19 protein-coding genes are annotated in these 19,857 nt (G+C 67.4%); all 19 read right to left on the bottom strand.

Going from position 1 to position 19,857, the window contains the following annotated elements:
• Positions 1-35: 35 nt before the first annotated feature.
• The gene (locus tag Verru16B_RS13960) at positions 36-1,160 is read right to left on the bottom strand and encodes a glycosyltransferase family protein (RefSeq protein ID WP_069962854.1); all 1,125 of its coding nucleotides are present in this window, start codon (positions 1,158-1,160) and stop codon (positions 36-38) included.
• Positions 1,161-1,162: 2 nt separating this feature from the next.
• The gene (locus Verru16B_RS13965) at positions 1,163-2,404 is read right to left on the bottom strand and encodes a glycosyltransferase (protein ID WP_069962855.1); all 1,242 of its coding nucleotides are present in this window, start codon (positions 2,402-2,404) and stop codon (positions 1,163-1,165) included.
• Complete coding sequence (locus Verru16B_RS17935; protein WP_083270360.1) at positions 2,401-2,919, bottom strand: glycosyltransferase; 519 nt, start codon at positions 2,917-2,919, stop codon at positions 2,401-2,403. The genes Verru16B_RS13965 and Verru16B_RS17935 overlap by 4 nt, the downstream gene beginning before the upstream one ends.
• Before the next feature lie 481 nt (positions 2,920-3,400).
• Positions 3,401-4,393 (bottom strand): glycosyltransferase family protein, encoded by a 993-nt coding sequence (locus Verru16B_RS13975; RefSeq protein ID WP_069962856.1) that lies wholly within the window; start codon positions 4,391-4,393, stop codon positions 3,401-3,403.
• A complete protein-coding gene (locus tag Verru16B_RS13980) occupies positions 4,390-5,421 on the bottom strand; it encodes a hypothetical protein (RefSeq protein WP_069962857.1) in 1,032 nt (343 codons plus the stop codon). Before Verru16B_RS13980 ends, Verru16B_RS13975 begins: the two co-directional genes overlap by 4 nt.
• Positions 5,405-6,496, bottom strand: coding sequence for a glycosyltransferase family protein (locus tag Verru16B_RS13985; RefSeq protein ID WP_069962858.1), 1,092 nt, complete (start codon positions 6,494-6,496; stop codon positions 5,405-5,407). Before Verru16B_RS13985 ends, Verru16B_RS13980 begins: the two co-directional genes overlap by 17 nt.
• 5 nt (positions 6,497-6,501) lie before the next feature.
• The gene (locus tag Verru16B_RS13990; protein ID WP_069962859.1) at positions 6,502-7,596 is read right to left on the bottom strand and encodes a glycosyltransferase; all 1,095 of its coding nucleotides are present in this window, start codon (positions 7,594-7,596) and stop codon (positions 6,502-6,504) included.
• Positions 7,593-8,174 carry an acyltransferase gene (locus Verru16B_RS19170; RefSeq protein WP_069962860.1) on the bottom strand — a complete coding sequence of 194 codons (582 nt, stop codon included), beginning with the start codon at positions 8,172-8,174 and terminating at the stop codon, positions 7,593-7,595. The genes Verru16B_RS13990 and Verru16B_RS19170 overlap by 4 nt, the downstream gene beginning before the upstream one ends.
• Positions 8,171-9,253, bottom strand: coding sequence for a glycosyltransferase family 2 protein (locus tag Verru16B_RS14000; RefSeq protein ID WP_069962861.1), 1,083 nt, complete (start codon positions 9,251-9,253; stop codon positions 8,171-8,173). Before Verru16B_RS14000 ends, Verru16B_RS19170 begins: the two co-directional genes overlap by 4 nt.
• On the bottom strand, positions 9,250-10,497 hold the full coding sequence (locus Verru16B_RS14005) for a glycosyltransferase (RefSeq protein WP_069962862.1): 1,248 nt from the start codon (positions 10,495-10,497) through the stop codon (positions 9,250-9,252). Before Verru16B_RS14005 ends, Verru16B_RS14000 begins: the two co-directional genes overlap by 4 nt.
• A complete protein-coding gene (locus Verru16B_RS14010; RefSeq protein ID WP_157772422.1) occupies positions 10,494-11,333 on the bottom strand; it encodes a class I SAM-dependent methyltransferase in 840 nt (279 codons plus the stop codon). Before Verru16B_RS14010 ends, Verru16B_RS14005 begins: the two co-directional genes overlap by 4 nt.
• Complete coding sequence (locus Verru16B_RS14020; protein ID WP_069962865.1) at positions 11,302-12,282, bottom strand: hypothetical protein; 981 nt, start codon at positions 12,280-12,282, stop codon at positions 11,302-11,304. Before Verru16B_RS14020 ends, Verru16B_RS14010 begins: the two co-directional genes overlap by 32 nt.
• A gap of 7 nt (positions 12,283-12,289) precedes the next feature.
• Positions 12,290-13,153 (bottom strand): alpha-1,2-fucosyltransferase, encoded by an 864-nt coding sequence (locus tag Verru16B_RS14025; RefSeq protein ID WP_069962866.1) that lies wholly within the window; start codon positions 13,151-13,153, stop codon positions 12,290-12,292.
• Entirely contained in the window at positions 13,150-13,941 is a 792-nt protein-coding gene (locus Verru16B_RS14030) for an FkbM family methyltransferase (protein WP_157772423.1), read from the bottom strand. Before Verru16B_RS14030 ends, Verru16B_RS14025 begins: the two co-directional genes overlap by 4 nt.
• A gap of 14 nt (positions 13,942-13,955) precedes the next feature.
• The gene (locus Verru16B_RS14035; RefSeq protein ID WP_157772424.1) at positions 13,956-14,750 is read right to left on the bottom strand and encodes a DUF268 domain-containing protein; all 795 of its coding nucleotides are present in this window, start codon (positions 14,748-14,750) and stop codon (positions 13,956-13,958) included.
• Complete coding sequence (locus Verru16B_RS14040; RefSeq protein WP_069962867.1) at positions 14,747-16,000, bottom strand: ABC transporter ATP-binding protein; 1,254 nt, start codon at positions 15,998-16,000, stop codon at positions 14,747-14,749. The genes Verru16B_RS14035 and Verru16B_RS14040 overlap by 4 nt, the downstream gene beginning before the upstream one ends.
• Positions 16,001-16,003: 3 nt before the next feature.
• Positions 16,004-16,834 (bottom strand): ABC transporter permease, encoded by an 831-nt coding sequence (locus Verru16B_RS14045; protein WP_069962868.1) that lies wholly within the window; start codon positions 16,832-16,834, stop codon positions 16,004-16,006.
• A gap of 2 nt (positions 16,835-16,836) precedes the next feature.
• Complete coding sequence (locus Verru16B_RS14050) at positions 16,837-17,916, bottom strand: glycosyltransferase family 4 protein (protein ID WP_069962869.1); 1,080 nt, start codon at positions 17,914-17,916, stop codon at positions 16,837-16,839.
• Positions 17,913-19,811, bottom strand: a complete 1,899-nt coding sequence (gene asnB, locus Verru16B_RS14055) for an asparagine synthase (glutamine-hydrolyzing) (protein WP_083270365.1) — start codon at positions 19,809-19,811, stop codon at positions 17,913-17,915. The genes Verru16B_RS14050 and asnB overlap by 4 nt, the downstream gene beginning before the upstream one ends.
• Positions 19,812-19,857: the final 46 nt, after the last annotated feature.

A 19,857-nucleotide genomic window follows, 5' to 3' on the forward strand; every position in this document is an offset into this window, starting at 1 on the left:
GGGGGCAGGTGCGAGAGGCAGCGAGGGGATTGAGGTCAACGCAGGGCGTGCTGCACCAGCCGGGCGACATCCTCCGGGCGAGGACTGTGGAGAGCAAGATTGTCCACCGCCGGACGCTGACGCCCAGCCTCGACCGGGTCAGCGAGCCGCCGGATGAGGGCGGCGAGTTCGACTGGCGTCTCCACCAGCGGCACCAGCGTCTCGTCCCAGTGATACCCGCGCGCGCCCGCCCGGGTGGTGGCGACGGGCAGGCGCCACTCCAGCGGCAGGGCCAGCTTGGTGCTGCAGCCGCGGGGGTAACAGAACAAGGGGTTGGCGAACGCACACCACGTGCGCGCCTCCTCGGCCAGCGCGGCATCACTCAGCGCTCCCAAGTAGTCGACGAAGGGAAATTGGCGGGCGAGTTCCTGACCAAGCGCCTGCGGGGAGCCAACCAAGCGGAGGCGCAGTCCGCGGACCGGCGTGCGCGCGAGTTCGCGGCCGAGCAGGACCAATCCTTCGAGATTGGGTTCATGGGTCAGCGTGCTGACCGTGCCGATCCGACCCGCGACCGGTTGCCAGTCCAGGCGGCGGTCGCCAATGACCCGAGGCACGACGGTCACCCGCCCAGCACCGAGCCATTGTTCCTGGACGCGGTCGGTTTCCGACAGGCAGAGCACGGCATCCACATTGCGGTGCTGCCGCTGTTCCTCAAAGAGGGTCAGCCCCAGCCACTGATTGTCGCGGTTGTTCCACGGGGCGCCCCGGTGGAGTTCCTCACGGATGCGCGCAACATGGATGTAGTCGGTGCTGTCCACGCCATGCGACAGCAGGGCGATGCGGCAGCCGGCCTGGCGCAGGTCGGCCAACTCGAGGGCGAGCGGGGCGGCCTCGCTTTGGTTGAGCAGGATCCAACCGGCTTGGTGGGTGAGGGCCGCCTCGCGGATGCGGTCGGCGAAACCGCGGGGCACGGCGTCACGGTACGGCTGCGGCCGGATCTTGCGCAGGACACGCACCCAAAGGCGGTGCTCGAATGGGTAAGGGGTAAGGTGGAGCTTGAAGCCGGCGGCACGCAGCACGGTGAGATACTCATGCGTGCAGCGCTGGACGCCGCCGCCCTCTGCGTTCAGGGCGACCTGGGCGGTGACAAAAATCGCGGACCGGGGATCGGGTGCGGGCATGGTCAGCGGGTGGCTGGCTCCGAGGTGTCGCGCAGGGCGTCGGCAATGAGGGCGACCCGGCGTGGCCCCTCCCGATCCCAGCAATAAATCCGTTCGGCCAAGCCCCGGGCAGCCTGGCGGCGCCGGGCGAGCGCGACCGGGTCGGCGAGCAGCCCGTCGAGGGCGCGGGTGAAGGCAGCCGGGTCCTGGACATCGACGATCACCCCGGCGGTGGGATCGTGGGCAAGCACCTCCCGCTGGCCCGCGGTATCGGAGGCCACGATGGCCAGCCCCGCGTTGAGGTACTGGAGGATTTTGTTCGTGATGGTGAGGTTCCGGCTTGGGATATCGCCCTGTTCCAACGCAAGGCCAACGTGGTGACCGGCGATCAGCGCGGGTAGATCGTCCGGAGGGACTAAGGCCAGGAACGCCACCTGACTGCGACGTTCCGGGGGCAACAGGGCGAGCAAGCGCTGATCATAGCCCGGGGTGGGCGTGCCCAGCAGGACCACGCGGCTCGGATGGGACGTCCGGCTCCACGCGGCGAGGAATTCCTCGAGCCCGCGGCCCGGTCCCAAGGTCTGGGAGAACCAGAAGAAAGCAGGCGGACCCTCGGGCTGATCAAGCGGCGGTCGGGACTGGAGCGGAAAGGAGTTGGTAATGACCGCCGCCTGGCGGCCCCCATAGCGGGTGAACAGCGCCCCGGCGAGGGCGTGAGACGTGGTGGTGGTGTGGACCGCGTCATGCAGCAGGATGGACTCGATGCGGCGGAGCAAGGCGACCGGCCGGCCGCCGCGACTCTCGGGCAGGAGGTCCTCGGAGTGCCAGTCTTCCAGGTCGGCGCACACCCGGCGCCCGGTGGCGAGGAGGCGCGTGCCGACCCAATGCGGCACCTCATTGTGGGTGATCACGAGGTCAGCGGGCAGGCGACGGGCCCGGGCGAGGAGCGCAGAGGCCGGACCGAGGGCGTGGATACTTTGCCAGCCGAGCGACCCGCAGGCCCGGCGGGCCGCCCAGGCCACCCCGCGACGCCACAGGACAGTGGCCGCGCCAGCGTCATATCCCGGGAGGATGTCGACGGTCTCGCGCCGGAAGGGCGCGGTTCGCATCAGGTCCCGGTCGATGGTCTCCGAGGGCCGATGGTTGCGGATGGTCAGGACAGTCACGTCGTAGCCGGCCTGCCCGAGGGCTGTCGCCTCCTTGAGCACGCGCGGATTGCGGCAGAGGTGGCCGTTGCTGATGATGAGGATCCGGGCCGGAGTCATGCGGGGACCGCCGGGTGGCGGATGCCGGCGCTCAATTTCAGGTAGGCGGCGGCCCGGTCAGCGAGCAGGAAATTTTCGACCACGTAGTCGCGGGGACGGAACTCGCGACGGGCGACTCCGGCCAGAAACCCGGGCAGCTCGTCCTGAAAGCCGGCGAGGTCCGCAAAGCGGCGGCCGCAGCGTTCATCGAAGTACGGCACGGAGCAGACCGGGGCAAATTGGACGAGGTGCGGGTAGTAGTTCGGATCCCGCCAGAGGCCGCCGCGATCCCAAGCGAGGATCGGCACCCCGGACGCGAGCGCCTGCAGGTAGGCGAAGCCCTGGGTTTCATGTTCGCAGAGGAACACCATCGCCCCCACGCGCTGCAGCAGGGCCCGGTAGTCCTCTTCCTGGTACTGGCCGTAGCGCAAGTGGTGCACCCGGCAGCCCGCCTGCTGGAGGGCGGTGAGGATCGGGGTGAGCAGGGTTGGTTCATAGTGCTCCCGTTCCCAATGAATTTTGTCGTACAGGAGCACTTCGGTTGCCGGGGCCGGGACCGCGGGGGCTGCCAGTGGTCGGTGTCGACGCCTGCGGGCCAGATGGCACGGGGGCCGGTCCAGGCCAGGTCGCGATCGTACATGGCCTTGAACCACGCGCAGGGTATGAGCAGCAGGCGGATGTCGGCGCGGCCGAAGAAGTCGCTGTCGCGCGGATGATCGGCGATGGCCGGACCATAGATGATGGGATGACCGGCCGGGATCCGGTTGATCACATGCGGCTGGCCGATCACGTGCGCCCAGGCGCCAGGCGTCTGCGCGAGGCCACGGTAATCGTTGACCCGGTAGGTGACGCCGAGGCGGTCCAGGCCGGCCCGCAAGTTGAGGTACCAGCGCATGACCCCGCCCGGCTTGTGCGGGCCGCGCACCAGGCGACGGACGATTCGCCGAAAATGGCGATCCCCGCGGAACCACCGGTCAGGGTCGGGCTCCTCATAAAAGAGAAACAGGGGTTCGTTGCTCATGCGATCGGGCCGAAGGTGGCGGACCACTGGTCGAGATAGAGCCGGGCGCAGCGTTCGAGCGTGAGGTTGGCCAGGATGTAGTCCCGGGGCTGGTAGTGGCCGGCTTGCAGCTGGGCCCAGAAGGTGTCAAAGGCGACGGGAAATTCCGCGCCCGTCGCAAAGGTCGCGCCGCACCTTTCGTCCCAGTAAGGGACCGAACTCACCGGGGAAAACTGCACGCGGGCGGGATAAAATTCGGGGTCTTGCCAGCAACCGCCGCGGTCCCACGCCAGGATCGGCACCCCGCAGGCCAGCGTCTGCTGGTAGGCGATGCCCTGGGTCTCGTGCTCGCAGAGAAAGACCATGGAGCGGGAGCGTTGCAGCAGGGCGGCGAAGTCTTCCTCGCGGTAGTAGCCGTAGCGAATCACGGCGACGCGGAGACCCCGGAGCGTGAGATGGGTGCGGATCGGATCGATCAGTTCCTGCGTGTAGCGGTCGTGCTCCCAGCGGACCTTGTCGTAGAGCAGCACATCGATATCGCGTTGCCCAGGCGCCGGGGACCAGGCCGCGGTATCAATGCCGACAGGCCAGACGTGGACGCGGTCGCCCCAGTGCGGGACGCACATGCGGCGCATCCATTCCCCGGGCACAAGGATGCGGCGGAGGTTCGGGTGGCGCGCAAGCAGGCCGGGGTCGGCCAGGGGGTGGGACATCACCGATGCACCGAAAAGAATCGGGTTGCGCCAGGGTTGCAGCTCGAGGACGTGCGCCTTGCCGATGATTCCCACCGGCATCCCGGGGTTGCGGCGGGCCGCACGGTAACGGTTGACGGTATAGGTCACGCCCAGCCGGTCGAGTCCCGCGCAGAGGTTGAGGAAGACGCGCTCCTGTCCGCCTGGGCGGCGGGGACCACGGATGATCCGCCGCAACCACCGCCGGGGATGCCGATCGCCGGGCAGCCAACGATCGGGATCGGGTTCCTCGTAGAAGAGTGAGAGCGGCGGGTTCATCGGGTCAGCTCGGCGAACAGCTCGCGCCAGCGCTGGGTCGCGGCCGCCATGCCGGACAGGCTGAGGAAGAGGTCGCGCGGGGTGCGTCCATCCGGCCAGATGCGCGGGTGGCGATCGGCGGCGGCGATGGCCTCGATCCACGCGTCAACGCTGCGGGGTTGGGCGATGGTCAGGTAAGGCTTGAAACCGTCGGGGAATTGGTAGCCCGCGCTGCTGTGGCCGGCCGGGGTGACCACCAGGGCATTCATCGCGAGGCCCTCGAGGAAGGAGGTCATGCCGGCCGAGGTCTCGGTATCGTCGGTGACGTTCAGGACCAGGGCGGTTTCCTGGTAGAAGCGCAGCAGCAGTTCCCAGCGCGCGTAGTAGTGGAGCTCGATGTTCGGGCAGGCCCGGTAGGCGGCCAGCACCGGTTCGGGATAGTAGCGCGACACGCGTATGATCCGCCGGCCCGTGCGGCGCGCGATTTCCAGTACCACGTCGTCCAGGCGTCCCCGGTCGCCGGGCACGAAGAGGGTGGCGGTGCGCGTCGGCGCGGGGACTGCAGGCCGGAAAAAGACATCGTCCACGATCCAGGGAAAGAAACGCGTGCGGCTGGCCCCGTGGGTGGCGGCAAAACTCGCCAAACGAAGTGTGTCTTGCACGAGGATGAGGCGGGCGCGCCCGAGTGTGTGGCGCACGAACAATCGTTTGAGCCAGGGCATGCGCTCGGGGGCGATGTTCTGGTAATAGACCGCCACCGGGACCCGGTGCGCGTACAGGCTCAGCGCGAGGACATCGTAGGCGCGGAGGCTGTACACGAAGATCATGGCCTTTTGTCCGGCGGCGCGCGCCGCGGCCAGGGCGCCGCGCAGTCGCGGCAGGGTGTCGCCGCGGACCACGTCGAAACCGGCCATGAGGGCACCGTGATGAAACTCGAGCGGGAACACACCGAAGCGCTCGATCAAGTCGGGCGTCGGCGGCTCGGGCAGTTCCGAGGTCCAGATGATGACCCCGCGGGGCGGGGCGGCCGGCTCAGCGGGAACGGACACGATTTAGCACGGAGTTGACCAGGCGCGTAAGGAACCACTTGGGTGGCCGGAGCAGTTCGCGCAACCAAATGATCCAGTAATCCAGCGAACCCCGGTCCAGCCGGCCGGTGCGGAAGAGCAATCGGCGGAAATCCGCGGTCAGCCGCGTGCCCGCGAAACGGGCGAACGGGTAGGGCACGGCCGGGTGCCCGCTCTCGTGGCGAGCGAGGCCCTGATGATAGGCGGTGAGCACGTCCTTGAACCACGGGCTGCGCTCCAGCAGGGCGTGGTTCGAAGAGTCCGGCATGTAGACGCAGGGGATGCCAGGCCGGGAGGTGCGGTAGCCGCTGAGGTGGAAAAAAATCACGGGCTGGCCGGCGACCGACCAGCGGCCAGGTCCGTCCGGCTGGACTGCGCGCTCATGAACGTTCCAGAAGGCGATGTTCAGGCGCGGATCGCGCAGGATCTTCACGGCAGCTGGATAATACTCGGCCAGCAGCGGCAGCAGCTTCTGGTCGACAAACATGCCGTGGGCGCGATCGGCGAAGCCGTAGACAGGGAAACGCGAGTGCATCCACGCCAGCATGCGGTCGGCCTCGGGCCCGCGGCGCCAGGCGGAAAAGCCTCCGTTAAAAAGCCCCATGTCGACGATATCGATCTCGGTGATATAGGGCAGATCCAGCGGCGGGGGCGCAAGCTGGTGCGGCGTAAGCAGGAGCGGGGCCTGGTCGAGTTGCTGCCAAACCGGGGCGAACGAGCCGGTGACAAAAAGATCGCAGTCGAGGTAGATGACTCTTTCGCAGCCGGTGCCGAGCAGGTGGGCGACGAGGAAGGGCTTGAGCGTGTTGCAGAGCTCGAAGGCATTGAAATAATATACCATCCGCGCCGGTGGCGTCGGCACGAGCTCGGCGAGCGTCACGAAGACCAGACCGTCCTCGCTGCGTGGGGGCAGGCCGGCGGGAGCGTCGGGGATCAGGACATGGAAGGGCTCCCGGTTGCCGGTTGCTTGCAGTGAATCGCGAAGCGCCCGCACGTAGGGCAGGTGGGACCAAGTGATGACCGTGGCGAAGCAGCGGGGAGGAGGGAGTTCGGGCATGCAGATCAGGAGCGGGTCAGGCGTTGCATCCGCCACGCGCGGACGGAACGGATCAGCGCGGCGGGCAGCAGCGAGGTGTGGTCGAGCCAGCTTCCCGGGGCGAAAGCCGGGCGCGGGCCGGCGGCCCGGGGGACGGCCTTGAGCTGCCGGAGGAATGCCTCGTTGAGCTCCGGGTGGTTGATGCGGCGCGGCGCGGGCGGTTCGCTGAAGGTGAACGTCTCCATGCGCGCGAGCAGGTCCGCGGGAGTGGAGTGCAGCAGGTAGTTCGCGCCCAGCACCTGGGCGCTCGTCTTGTCTACGTAGTTGCAGATCACACCCAGCCGGAAATGCATCGCCTCCGCGTAGGTGATGGGGAGTCCCTCGACGTAGGAGTTAAGGCAGAGGAACCGGGCGGCGGCCATCTCCTGCAGCACGGCGGCGCGCGGAATGCCGATGCGGACCTCATCGGGGGCGAGGGCAGCCCGCACGTCATCAGCCAGACTGCCGACCCCGATCATCCGCACGGTATAACCCTGCTGCCGGAAGAGGCGGAACAGCTCGATCGTTTCCAGGATGTTCTTGTCCGGCTCCAGGCGGCCGACGTACAGCACGCGATTTTCCTTCGTGGGGAGCGGGGCGACATCCACGAAAGTCGAGTACTGGAAAGCGCTGATGCGGCTGATGCCGCGTGCCCGCAGGTAGGCGGCGGCCGTCTCCGAGACGCAGAAGAAATGGTCGACACGCCCGGCGTGGCGGAAGGCGAGGCTGTAGGAGTGCTCGTGGTTGGTGTGCACGATGAACAGGACGGGGCGCGCGGTCCCGGTCCAAAGGAAGAATTCCAGCTCGAAGCGCTCATTGGCCACGAGCGTGTCGTACTGGTCCACCTGGATATGGGCAGCGAGGGTCCGGTAGACATGTGTGAGCGGATCGTAGACGCAGTAGTGCAGGGTCCGCGTCGCGGCGTCGAAGTAGGTGCGCTCACCCTCGGCAAAATACACGACGTCCACCTCGGGGAATTGCCGGCGCATGTTCTCCCAGAAGACGGCGACGCCGCCGACATGCCGGGCGACCAGCGAGAGGATGCGGCCCGTTGTCCGGGGGGGGAAGGATGCGGGGTTCATGCGGGACGGGCGGGGTTGCCGTGCCAGATCTGGCGGGCGGGCACGGATTTTGTCACCACGCTGCCGGCCCCGATCACGGCGCCGTCGGCGATGGTGACCCCGGGCAGGATGATGGCGCCGGCCCCGAGCCAGCAATCACGGCCGATCGCGACACCGGTTTTGGCTGGATCCCAGCGATCCGCGTGCACGCGTCCGTCCGCCCGGTCGATGAGATGGTTTGAGGCGATGAGGCTGACGTGCTGGCCTACCTGTGTGCCGGAACCGATCTCGATGGTGCCGCCGGCCGCGCGGAGGTTGGCGCCCATGCCCAGGCGCACGCCCGCGCCGAGGGTGAGCCGGCCGGGGATGGGGCTGAGAGGGGACTGACGCAGGACTACAATCTCGGAGAACGGGCCGATGAGTGACCCCGGTGCAATTGTCAGTGCGGAAAAATCGTCCACGACAAACTGGACCGGCCACTCGATCGCCACGCCGGGGTAGCGGGATTGAATCTCGCGGCGCTGCCAGTCCTGCTGGACCTGCTCTGTCAGAGTTCGGGCTAGGGCGCCCAGCGCGGCGGGGAGGCGGGTGAGATTCATCGGGAGGCAGCGCGCAGGAAGGATAGGAGGCGCAGGAAAGGCTCGGGGAGTAGGGCCATGAAGTGAAGCTTGGATATGCGCGTGCCCTGCAGACCTGGGTGGGCTTGCCGGAAGGCGCGGACTTCGCGCTTGAACCCGGTGTACTCGTGCCGGCGCCAGGCACCCTCGACCGTGCCGTTCCACCAATACTTGCGGGCGAGGAGTTCTTCAAGCCGGACGGGGTCGAGGGGGGCGGCGACCGGCACATACAGCAGGGACCCGTCGGCCGGCAGGTGGCGCAGGATCCGTTCACCCAGACCGGCGGCCCGGGCGAGGCCCGCCGCCACGCGTTCTTCCTCCGCAAAGAATTTGCCGGCGGACGTGGCGGTCTTGGCGGCGGCATGTTGGCGGAAAAAGGCAACCGGGGCGGACGATTCCTGCACCGAGGCGCGGCCGCCCCGCAGGAGCACGCGGGCGAACAGGTCCAGATCCATCACATAGTGCAGTTCCTCGCGCACGCCCCCGAGTTGCTGCACGGCGGAGGTGCGCAGGAACAGGCCCTGCTGGCAGATGTAATGGTTTACCAGCGCCTCTTCCACGGTCGGGCCGGTTTTCGTGCAACCCAGCGGCCGGGCTTCGGCGAGGGTCGGACCAGTCAATTCGCCGGCGGAGAAGATCAAGCGCGCGGGATCCGCCACCCCGATGGTCGCCAGGGCACCGGGCAGCAGGCAGTCGTCGCTGTTGATCCAGTTGAACCAATCGCCGTCACACCGGGCCAGGCCCTTGTTGATGGCGTGGGACTGGCCGCGATCGCGTTCGCTTTCCCAATGATTCAGCCAAGGGGCGTACCGGGCGATGATCTCGCGGCTGCCATCGGTGCTGCCGCCGTCGACGACGAGATACTGCAGGTTGGGGTAATTCTGCAGGAGAATGGAGCGGATGGTTTCCTCGAGGTAGTCCCCCTGCTGGTAGGAGGGGGTGACGATGCTGATGCGCGGCCAGTAGGTGCGGCCCGCATAGGAGGCAGGCGGTGTTTCCTCAGTCCATGGCCAACCGATGCGGCCCGGGGGTGGCAGGGGCAGTTGGTTGAGCAGGCTCATGCGCAGGCGCGGCGGTGAAAGTCGGCCAACTGGCGACCTACGGCGGCGGGATTGTGGCGGGCGATCACACTCTGGCGTCCGTTGGTGGCGCGCTGTTCGCGGCGCGCTGCGTCCGAGAGCAGGCGTTCGAGGGCGGCGGCGAGGTGCTCGGGAGAAGGCGAACCCTCTCCGTAGTCCTCCCGGGCGGTGGGCACGGCTTCGAGCAGGCCGCCGACTGGCGTCGCCACCACGGGCACGCCCGTCGCCTGGGCTTCGATCGCGGTGAGGCCGAAGGCCTCGGCACGGGACGGGGCGACGAACAAGTCCATCGCTGCGTAGGCGGCGACCTTGGCCTCTTCGGTCTCGAGGTAGCCAAGGTGGCGCCAGGGCAGGTTGACGAGAGCGCGCAGGTCTGTGGCCGGGTCGCGGCCGAAGCTCAGGAGTGTGATCTTGCCCCGTAGGTCCGCAGGCAGCAACGCCAGCGCCGCGACGAGGTCGGCAAACCCCTTGCGTCGGTTATTGAGGTTCTCGCAAGCGAAGCCGACAACCAGCTGGTTCGCGGCAAGGTCCAGGGCTGCTTTGGCGGCCGCCTTCGGGCGTGGGGCGTAGAGCGTTGTGTCCAGAGGATACAAGATGGTTTCGATAGGCGTGCCGGCGGGAAAGAAGCCGCTGGCCGCGGCCTCGGTCGCATTCCAAGCGCTGTTGGCGATCACGCACAGACGGTGATCTTGCAAGGCGCGCTGCTTGATGGTCCGCACCTCTGCCTCAAGTACGGCAAGCGCCGGGTTCGCAGCCGCGTCGAGGGCGTAGTGGAACCCGCCGAGGTAGGGCTGCTGGTCGTGCAGGGTCAGGACAACCGGTTGCGTGCAGGTACCTAGGAATCGTGGCCAATCGAGGATGCCAGCGACCCAGTGCAGGTTGATGACCGCCGCCGATTGGACCCAAGGATGATCCTCTGGGCGGTAATCACTGTGAGGCAGTGTGAAGAGTTCATAGGCCGCGGCATCCGCCGGGCCGGCTAGCGCGACGAGGCGGCGGTGCAGGCGCTGCTCGGGCGTGTGCGCCAGGCCTAGGCGCTGGGCCAGGCGAAAGGGCAGGGGGTGCTTCTGCCAGGTGATACTGTCGGCCTCGGACCCGAGACCGGCGGGTGGCTTGAGGACGAGCAAACGCGAGTCCACGCCCTGAGCGCGCAGGGCCCGATGGTAACGCAGCAGACCCAGGCCAGCGCCGCCGGCCAAGCTCGTGGCGATGTGGACCACGATCATGTGGCGGGTGCGGGCGGCTTGACTGCCTCGAGGTAGAGGCTGTCGGGCTTGCGGGGAGAACCTGCCTCGACGTCAAGCCAGAGGCCATCCGTCGCCCAGTCCGGTTGCCGGCTCGTGCCCGCGGTCGTAACTTCGCAGCCGGTGAAGCCGGTGCTGTTCAGAAGCGTGGCAAGGGAAACCCGGTCGTACATCCAGAGGTGGGCCTCACCGAGGCGGCGGTAGCGCAGCCAGTCCCACTCGGTTTCGCTTACCCCGGCCAGCTGGCGGAGCCGGCGGGCCAGGCGTTCCCGGACGCCCGGTCGGGGCGCCGGCCCGCGTGGCGCCGCCACCTGGCGAGCGCCGGCTTGCGCACGCTGGAATTCATCGCCGATCCGCCGCGCGGCGAAAGAGTCGGGCGCGGCCTCCTGTAGCCAGCGCAGCATCTCACCTCCGGAGCGGGTGCGCACGAGCTGATCGATCATCTCCACCACCGTCCACTCATGGTCGGCGAGGGTGCGGGCTTCGGACCTGGTGGCGGCGAGTTCGAGTTTCTCGAGGTAGAGTCGCGCCTTTTGCTCGAGGTCGGGTACCACGACGCGGAGGAGTCCGCCGGGTTGGAGGACGCGGTGGCATTCTTGGAGGAGCCGCCGGGCCCCATCTCGGTCAAGGTGCTCAAGAACGTGGGAATGGTAGACCAGCGCGAAGCTGCCCGCGGCAAAGGGCAGCGGTTCACGCAGGTCATGGGCCTGGACTAGGCCGGGCACGCTGACGAAATCCACGTTGGTCCAGCCGGGTAGGGCGCGATGACCGCAGCCAATGTTGAGTTTATTCATCGGGGCGATGGGAGAGAGGGACACGGAGGATCCGAGCGATGCGCCGGGGCAGGTTGCGGAGGGCGAGAACGGGGATTTGCACCGCCGGGCTCCGAGCCAGACGGTCGAGCCGGTGGGCGACGTCGCCACGGGTCAGGCGGAAGACCCGGCGCTGGATGCGCTCCGGCAAATCCGGGTCCACCCGCGGGCTCCAGGCGGGTGGCGGCTCGGTCCATGGCGCGGTGCTGGTAGGGGCGAAGAAGTACTGCACGCCGGGCACCGTATGGGTGGCTTGGGCGGTAAAGCCGATGTTCTCGACTAGGGAGGCGGCGGGAATGAGGGCCTGGCCACCTGCCTGCCACAATGTGTATACCCATTGATAGTCCCAAGTGTTGATTGCGCCGGCGCGCGTCGCTTGGAATTTCTCAAGCCAGTGCTCGCGCCGTTGTGCGGTGGTCAGGTGCGCGGTAACCAGGCGACGGAATTCCACGTCGGTGGCGGTCAGGTCGACCCGGTAGTGTTGCCAGCGGTCCCGCCAGGTCCCCCAGCCCCAGATGAAAGGCATGGGCGCCAGGGCGGCGGGCTCACCGCGGCTGTTCTCCATGCCCATGCCGGCCACGTGCCAGATGCGGGTGTCGCCAGCGAAGCGGCCGAGGGCCCAGGCCATGTAAGGGAAGAAGCCAGGCAGCGGCAGGCAGTCATCTTCGAGCACGATCCCATGCGGCTCACGATCGAAGAACCAGTCGAGAGCACCGGCCACCGCCGCCCGGCAACCGAGGTTCTCAGTCCGGAAAAGCCGGTGCACGACCAGCTCACCCGTGGTGGCGGGAATCAAAGCGCGGGCCGCCGCGCACTGAGCCGCGTCCCCGGGCACGGCGGGCCGGGGGCCGTCGGCGGCGACATAAAGTTGGCGCACCCCTGCGGCAAGGATGCCCTCGAGCACCCGCTGGGTTTCCGCGGGCCGGTTGAAGATCAGGAAGAGGACGGGGGGCATGCGAAGCTCAGGTCGCTTGGGTGGCCACGGTGGTCATGCCGGCCATGAATTTGGTCTCGATGGGGATCGAGCCGTCGACGGACCAGCGGTCGGGGGCCAGGACCTGTCGGCCGGGGTGCGCGTTAAGCCAGGCGCCCCACCAGGAGAAGCTGCTGTTGGCGATGATCTGGTGGTGGCAGGCGGAAAGAAGAGCCAGGTCGGTCAGCATGGCGTAGGGCTGGCCGCGGTTGTCCACCAGCAGGGGATCGAGGGCGGCAAAATGCTCGCTGCACCATTCGGGGTCATCGGAAAAAATCGCGAAGCGCGCGCCCGGCACCCGCTCCCGCATCAACCGGATGGCGCGGGTGTAGTAGTCCTGGCCGCACACGTTGAAGACGGGATGGACGAGGAAGTCCGTGCGTCGCACGTGCAGCCCGACCACGGCCGGCTGGTCTAGGATGTAGCGCAACTGGGGAAGGCTGGCCCGGTCCAGCCAGCGCGCCGGTCCGAACCACTCGCGCAGGCTCGCGGCCAGCGGCCGGAAGTAACGCTCGTCCTGGAAAAAGCCGTCGAGCCACACGTCCCCTGGCAGCGCCAGAACCGCCGGGTCGAAGGCCGGGGAGGATTCGCGGAAGGTTCGCCGGTGCAGGATCGCGCCCGTGGTCCGGCCTGCCACCCGCTGCCACAGGAGGTTGCCCGCGACGGACGCGAGGTGGCGCGGGAAGTCCAGCTGCAGGACTGGCAGGCGGGTGAAGACCAAATCGCTGGTCACCTCCGGCAGGTCGCAGGGATCGACCACGACCGAAGTGCGGTGCCGGTCGGCCAAGGCCAGGGCGGTGGCCACCTGGAAGAGGTGGTTGCCAAGGCGGCCCTTTAACCGGACGCGGATCATGCGGGCTGATTGCGGATGTAGATGTCGGCAAAGAGGTAGGTTTCCTCGCTGAACTGATTGATCAGCGTGGTGATTTCCGCGTGGTTGAGCCAGCGCTGGCGCGCGAAGCGCATGCTCTCGCCCCACGAGAGGTTGAAACTCACGGGTCCGAGCCGGGCCAGGTGGTCGAGGCACTGGAGGGTGGTGGTGCTGACCTCCGGCGCCCACTCGATGGCGACAAGGTTGACTGGCTGGCTGAGGCCGAGGAGGACCTCGTGCTCATAGCCCTCCACGTCGATCTTGATGAAATGAGGCCGGCCGTGGGCGGCGATCAACGCGTCGAGGGTCGTCAGCTCAACCGTCAGGCGCTGGTCCCAGCGGATGCCGGCGAAGCGGCCGGAGCGCGTCGTGGCGGCGATAAACTCGGGGGAGAGGCTCGAGAGCACGGAGAGGTCGGAGACCTGCATCTCCGCCGTGCCCGGCTGCCGGCCGATAGCCGAGGGAACGAGGTGCACGAGCGGATCCGAATCGAAGCGGGTCCGCAGGACCTGCTGGCAGGCTGGCTGGGGCTCCGCGGCCACGACGCGGCAGCCGAGCCGGCGGAAAGAGGCCAGGCGATTGCCGACGTTGGCGCCAATGTCGAAGCACAGGCTGCCGGCGGGCAGGAAGGTGCGGTAGAACTCATCGCTGAGCGCCTCCTGCGCATCGGGTGACTGCGACGCCACGGGCGGCGCAGGGCGCAGTGCCCGCAGCAGCACGGGGGGCAGCAGGTCGCGGAGGACGGACTTGGCGGTCGATCGCAGAGACATGGGCGTCGGGAGGTTCAGGCAGCCGGCTTGGTGAAGTGGAAGCATCCGCAGGCGAAGTGCTGCCCCTGCAACCGGGCGGGGTCGGCGTGGCGGATGATGCCCCCGCGGTGCTCGTCCGGGATCAGGGAGAATTCCTCCAGGCGCAACCCGCGGAAAAGGGCCATGGCCGCGGCGTAGGAATAAATACGGTGGGCGTTGAACTCGATGTTGGCCTGCTCCGCCATCGGGGTCACGAACAGCAGATGCCCGCCCGGGGCCAGGACGCGTGCGAGCTCGGCGGCGGCGCGGACGTCACCTTCGGGATCGATTGGGTCGCCGTAACGCCCGAGGCCAACGTGCTCGACGACATGCATGCAGGACAGCGATGGGATCGAGCCATCGGCGAAGGGCAGGGCACAGAGATCCACCCGATGCACCGTCAGCCCGTCCAGCGTCACTTGCGGCGGCTGGTACTCATAGTACTCCGTGGGCCAGAAGGCGGAGATGCATCCGGCGAAGGCAAAGATCGACGAGATGTCCACATGGCGCACCGGATTGATGCCGCGCAGTACCCGGCAAGCCCAGGCTGGGTGGTAGAAGTAATGCGGCTCGAACGGAATCTGGGCGTTGGCGTCGTTCAGGCACGGGAAGTCATGCCCGCGCGCGAAACGCCGCGACCCGCCGGTGGCCATGAAGGCATCCCGCTGCCGGCCGAGCGCGCGCAACTGCCGGCGCTCGGTCCGATGACCGGTGACTGTGGCGCGTAACTTGCGCAGCAGTCCGCGAGGAGCGAGGTAGCGCAGCGTCGCGAGCATGGGGATGTTGGTCAAACCGTCGGACCGAGGGACCAGTCACCCTCGGCGAGCACGAGTCCATGGACGCCTGGGGTGGAGCCGTCCAGGGCATAAAACGACGCATCCACCACCTGGACCTCGAGTGCGTTGTCTGCCTGGTCCACGAGCGCGCCATGCGCGACCAGGAATGCCGAGACGTAATAGCGCCCGCCCGGCAGCGGGAGCTTCGGCAGGCAGAAGCGAAAGACCCCCTCCGCCGGCAGGTCGTGGAACACCTGCTGGTTCAGCTGACTGAAATGGTTGAGCACACGAATTCCGGTTGCGGTGTAGAAGGTCACCGAGGGGATCAGCGGCCCGACAAAGCCGGGTTTGCAACTGAACTCGATCTGCAGGCAGAGGGGGCGGCCGTTGTCCACGGTGGCGGAAGGCTGGCCCTGCTCGTTCTGAATTTCCACGGCGCGGATGGCCACCGCCGCCCGGTCCGCCGGTCGCGGGTTTATCCAGCGGCCACTAGAAGAGCCCTTGTGCTGGAGGTAACGCGTGACGACCTCCTGGGTGGGTCCATCGAGAGCCAGGGTGCCGTGATCAAGCAGCAGGGCGCGGCCGCACAGGTTCAGAACAGCTGACATGTTGTGGCTGACAAAAAGCACCGTGCGACCACTGCCGTTGGCGATCGACTGCATCTTGCCGAGACACTTATTCTGGAACTGTTGGTCTCCCACCGCCAGCACCTCATCGACGATCAAAATCTCGGGATCGAGATGGGCGGCCACGGCAAAGGCCAGCCGGACGTACATGCCGCTGCTGTAGCGTTTCACGGGTGTATCGAGGAACTTTTCGATCTCGGCGAAGGCTACGATCTCGTCGAATTTCTGCCTCACCTCCTGGCGGCGCATCCCCAGGATGGCGCCGTTGAGAAAGATATTTTCCCGGCCAGTAAGGTCTGGATGGAAGCCTGTGCCGACTTCCAGCAGCGAAGCCACGCGCCCGCGCAGTCGGATTTGCCCCGTGCTGGGCTCGGTAATCCGGGAGAGTACCTTAAGCAGGGTGGACTTGCCCGCGCCATTACCGCCGATTACGCCCACCACTTCGCCGGGTTGGATCGAGAAATTTATATCCTGCAGAGCCCAAAATTCCTCCGTTTCAAAGCCAGTGCCCCAGCGAAACTTCCGCCACAGGCGACGGGCCGTATGGTGCAGGGTGTCCCGGAGGCTGTCGTGTCGGGATTCATGGGCGATGACGTAGCGCTTGCCCAGACCGGAAACGGCGATGACGGGTGTGCTCATGGCTCAGATGACGTCAGCGAATTCGCGTTCGGTGCGCCGGAAGTACCACACGCCGGTGACCAGGAGCAGGAGTCCGATGCAAACTGACACGCCCAGTCCCGGCAGATAGATTGCCGTGCGACCGCCGAGCAGGCACCAGCGGAAGCCGTCGACCACGCCGGAGATCGGGTTCAGCGCAAGCAGGTCGCGCCAGTTGGGTACGGAGTCGCTCAGGTAACCGATCGGCGTGGCAAACATGCCAATTTGCACGAGAAAGGGAGTGATGAATCGGAAATCGCGGAACTTGACCGTGAGTGCCGTGATCCAGAGGCCGGCCCCTACGGCGATGATCAGCGTGAGGATAATAAATAGCGGCAGCACCAGCAACTGCCACCCTGGGTAGAGGCCGAAGAAACAAAGCAGCGGGATCGTAAGCCCGAGCATAATGCTGAAATCGGCCAGGGCCACGGCCAGCGCCGAAAGCGGTACGAGGAGGCGCGGAAAATAGACCTTGCTGATCAGGTGGCTGTTGCCAACCAGGCTGTTGCCGGCCCCGGTAAAAGCGGTGCTGAAAAGCTGCCACGAGAGATTGCCTGTGAGGACCAGTGCAAAGTAGGGCAAGCCCGCGTCGGGCATTTTGGCCAGCTTACTGAAGATGAAGGTGAGCAGCGCCGTCTGTGTGACCGGCTGGATCACCGCCCAGGCAATGCCAAGTACTGCCTGCTTGTAACGGACCTTGAGATCGCGCCATGCCAGGAAGCCCAGAAGTTCGCGGAAGCGCCACAGGTCCTGCCAATAGGTGCGGCTGGTGCGGCCGGCTTCAAGCAGGAGGACGGGTATTTCGGCGGAAGCCATGTTCAGGCCAGGGCCGCGGCGAGGCGGCGGGTGAAGGCGGGGAAAGCAAAGGTGTCGGCGTGGCGGCGCACAACCTCCGAATCGCGGTGATGGCGGACGAGTTCGTCCACGGCGGTGGCCAGTTCCGGGATGTTGCCGTAGGTGACGAGCACACCGGTGTCGGGGGTGATCACCTCGGGCGCGCCCCCGGCGCGGGCGCCGATGCAGGGTTTGCCGTAGACCATGGCTTCAAGGTAGACGAGGCCGAAGCCTTCCTTCCGGCTGGGCAGCGCGAATAAGTCACAGGCGGCGTACTCGGCCCGCAGGGCCTCGTCGCTGATCGGGCCGAGAAAGTCCACGGAGCCGGCGACGCCGAGCTCGGCGGCGAGGGCTTGCAGCCGCGGCAGGTCGTCGCCCTTGCCGACGATGCGCAGGCGGGCGGCGGGGTACTCGCGACGGATGGCCGGCATGGCCTCGATCAGAGTGTCGAATCCCTTGTAGGTGTCGGACGAGCTGAGGCGACCCACCGTCAGGATCCGGGGGATCGCAAAGGGCGCGTTTGAGAGCTGGTCATTGAGCTCGGGCGCGAAATGAGGATCGAGCGTGTTGGGCACCACCACCAGCCGGTCGGGGCGCAGCGCCGGGCAGAAGCGCAGCATTTGGCGGCGGGTGTATTCGCTGACGCACAGGATGCCGTCCGCGCCGAGCAGGGCGCGTCGTTCCAGCCAGGTGTAGGGACGCCAGACCTCGATGCCGTGGGCCACGAGATGATATTTCAAGGCCGGACGCAGCCGCTGCGCGAGCCAGACGATGGGCAGTTGGTGCAGGTGGGCGCACACGACCACGTCGGCGCGCCGGGCCAGGCGCAGGGTGTGGCGGACAAAGGCGAGTTTCTGCCGGTTGCAGCCGAGATGCTCGCCCAGGCGATCGGTGCAGTAACGCATCAGGCGCGGGTCGGTTTCCGGCCGGTCGTTCAGGACCAGGGAATCGACGCGGCCCGCCGGGCCGGCGATCTCGCACAGGGCCTTAAGGTACAACCGCATGATGCGCGCGATCCCGCCTTCGTGCAGGAAAAGTTCCGGGGAAAGCAGCAGGGTGTTCACGAGGCAGCGCTCCGGTTGGCGAAGGCGATGAGCATGGCGAGGGTCCAAACCCGGGACCAAGCGCGGGTGTCCTGGCCGGTAATGTAGTTTCGCCAGATGGCCTGCGCCTCGGTGGCTTCCAGCCACGGGCAGGCGGCGAGGGAGCCCGGTGAGAACGTGTGGTCGAGGAAGGGCTTGAGCTCGGCGCGCATCCAATGGGCGAAGGGCAGGGTGAATCCCTGCTTGGGGCGGTTGCGGATGGCGGCGGGTACGAGGTCGGCGGTCGCGTCGGCCAGGGCGCGCTTGGCCCGGCGCGGGTCGTATTTGAACCAGGCGGGCTGCGGCCAGAGCCAGTCGACCAGGGCGCGGTCCACGAAGGGCACGCGCAGTTCCAGCGAGTGCGCCATGCTGAAGACGTCGCTGTCGCGCAGGAGCGTGTCGGCCATGTAGGTGCGCAGCTCCCACGCGCTGATGATCTGGAAGGGGTCCGCGCCGATGAGCTCGAAGGCGAAATCCTCGAGCATGGGGTGGTTGGGCCCGAGCCGGGTCGCGAGCCGCCGGGCCTCGGGGGTGAGCAGGGACAACCGTTGCGTCTCCGGGAGCACGCGGCGCTGGAGTGAGGCGAGTTCGTGGAGGTCGCGGGCGTGCGCGAGAAAATCGGCCAGTTTCCGGGCGCGGGTGCCGGGCAGGGCGCGCAGCCGCTCGACCAGCGTGACGCGCAGGCGGCGGGGCAGGCGGCGCCACAGGGGGAGCAGCGCCTGCAGGCGGGGCAGGTCGCGAAAGGACGGATAACCGCCAAAGAGTTCATCGCCGCCGAGGCCGGAGAGGGCGACCGTCACGCCGCCGGCGCGGGCCAGACGGCTGGCGTACCAGGTATTGATCCCATCGCCCGTGGGCTGGTCGAAGGTGGCCAGGATGCGGGGTAGGTCCGCGGCGATGCGGGCGCCGGTGAGGAGATCCTCGTGATGCTCGGTGCCGAAGGTCTGCGCGGCCAGGCGGGCGCCGGCCTGTTCGGAATAGCCGCTTTCCCCGAAGATCAGGGAGAATGTCTTCAGCCGGGGGCCGCCTTGGCGGGTCATCAGGCCGACGACGGCGGTGGAATCCATGCCGCCGGAGAGGAAGGCGCCGACGGGGACATCAGCCACGCGATGCGCGCGGATCGTGTCCTCAAGCTGGTGGCGCAGGCCGTGGATGAAATCCTGATAGTTGCCCGCCACGCGGGCAGGTTGGACCGGGGCGGGCAGATGCCACCAAGCGCGGGTGAGCACCGTGCCGGCGGCATCGACGACGATACTGTGGCCCGGGGGCAGGTTGGCGATGCCGCGGTAGATGGTGCGGGGGGCCGGCACACTGAACCAGGCAAGGTATTCGCCGACCGCGGCGGGGTCGATTTCGCGGGCGATCTGACCGCCGGCGAGCAAGGCGTTGAGCTCCGAGGCAAACACCAACCCGGTGTCGCGCAGGCGGGCATAATACAGCGGCTTGATCCCGAGGGGGTCGCGGGCGGCGAACAGCGTGTGCTCGCGGGTGTCCCAGACCGCGAAGGCGAACATCCCGCGCAAGCGGGGCAGGCAGTCGGCGCCGTACCGCGCATACGCCGCGAGAAGGACCTCCGTGTCGCAGTGGGTGCGGAAGGTCCAACCCTCCGCTTCCAGCCCGGTGCGCAGTTCGCGGTGGTTGTAGATCGCCCCGTTGAAAACGATCGTGAACCGCCCGTCGGGCGTGGTCGTGGGCTGGCGCCCGTTAGCCGGGTCGAAGATCGCCAGGCGGCACATGCCGAGAGTGACGTCCCCGTCGGACATGAGACCCTGGTCATCCGGGCCCCGCTGGACCATCCGTTGCACCATGCGACTTACGCTGTCCGCACGTTCCGCCGGGTTAATTCTCGAAGACAGGATTCCGGCTATGCCGCACATGGTGGGGATGGGTTGGGACGGCTTCGCCCCGTCACTTCCCCTTGCA

It is taken from the genome of Lacunisphaera limnophila (assembly GCF_001746835.1).
In the GTDB taxonomy this organism is placed as follows: Bacteria; Verrucomicrobiota; Verrucomicrobiia; order Opitutales; family Opitutaceae; genus Lacunisphaera; species Lacunisphaera limnophila.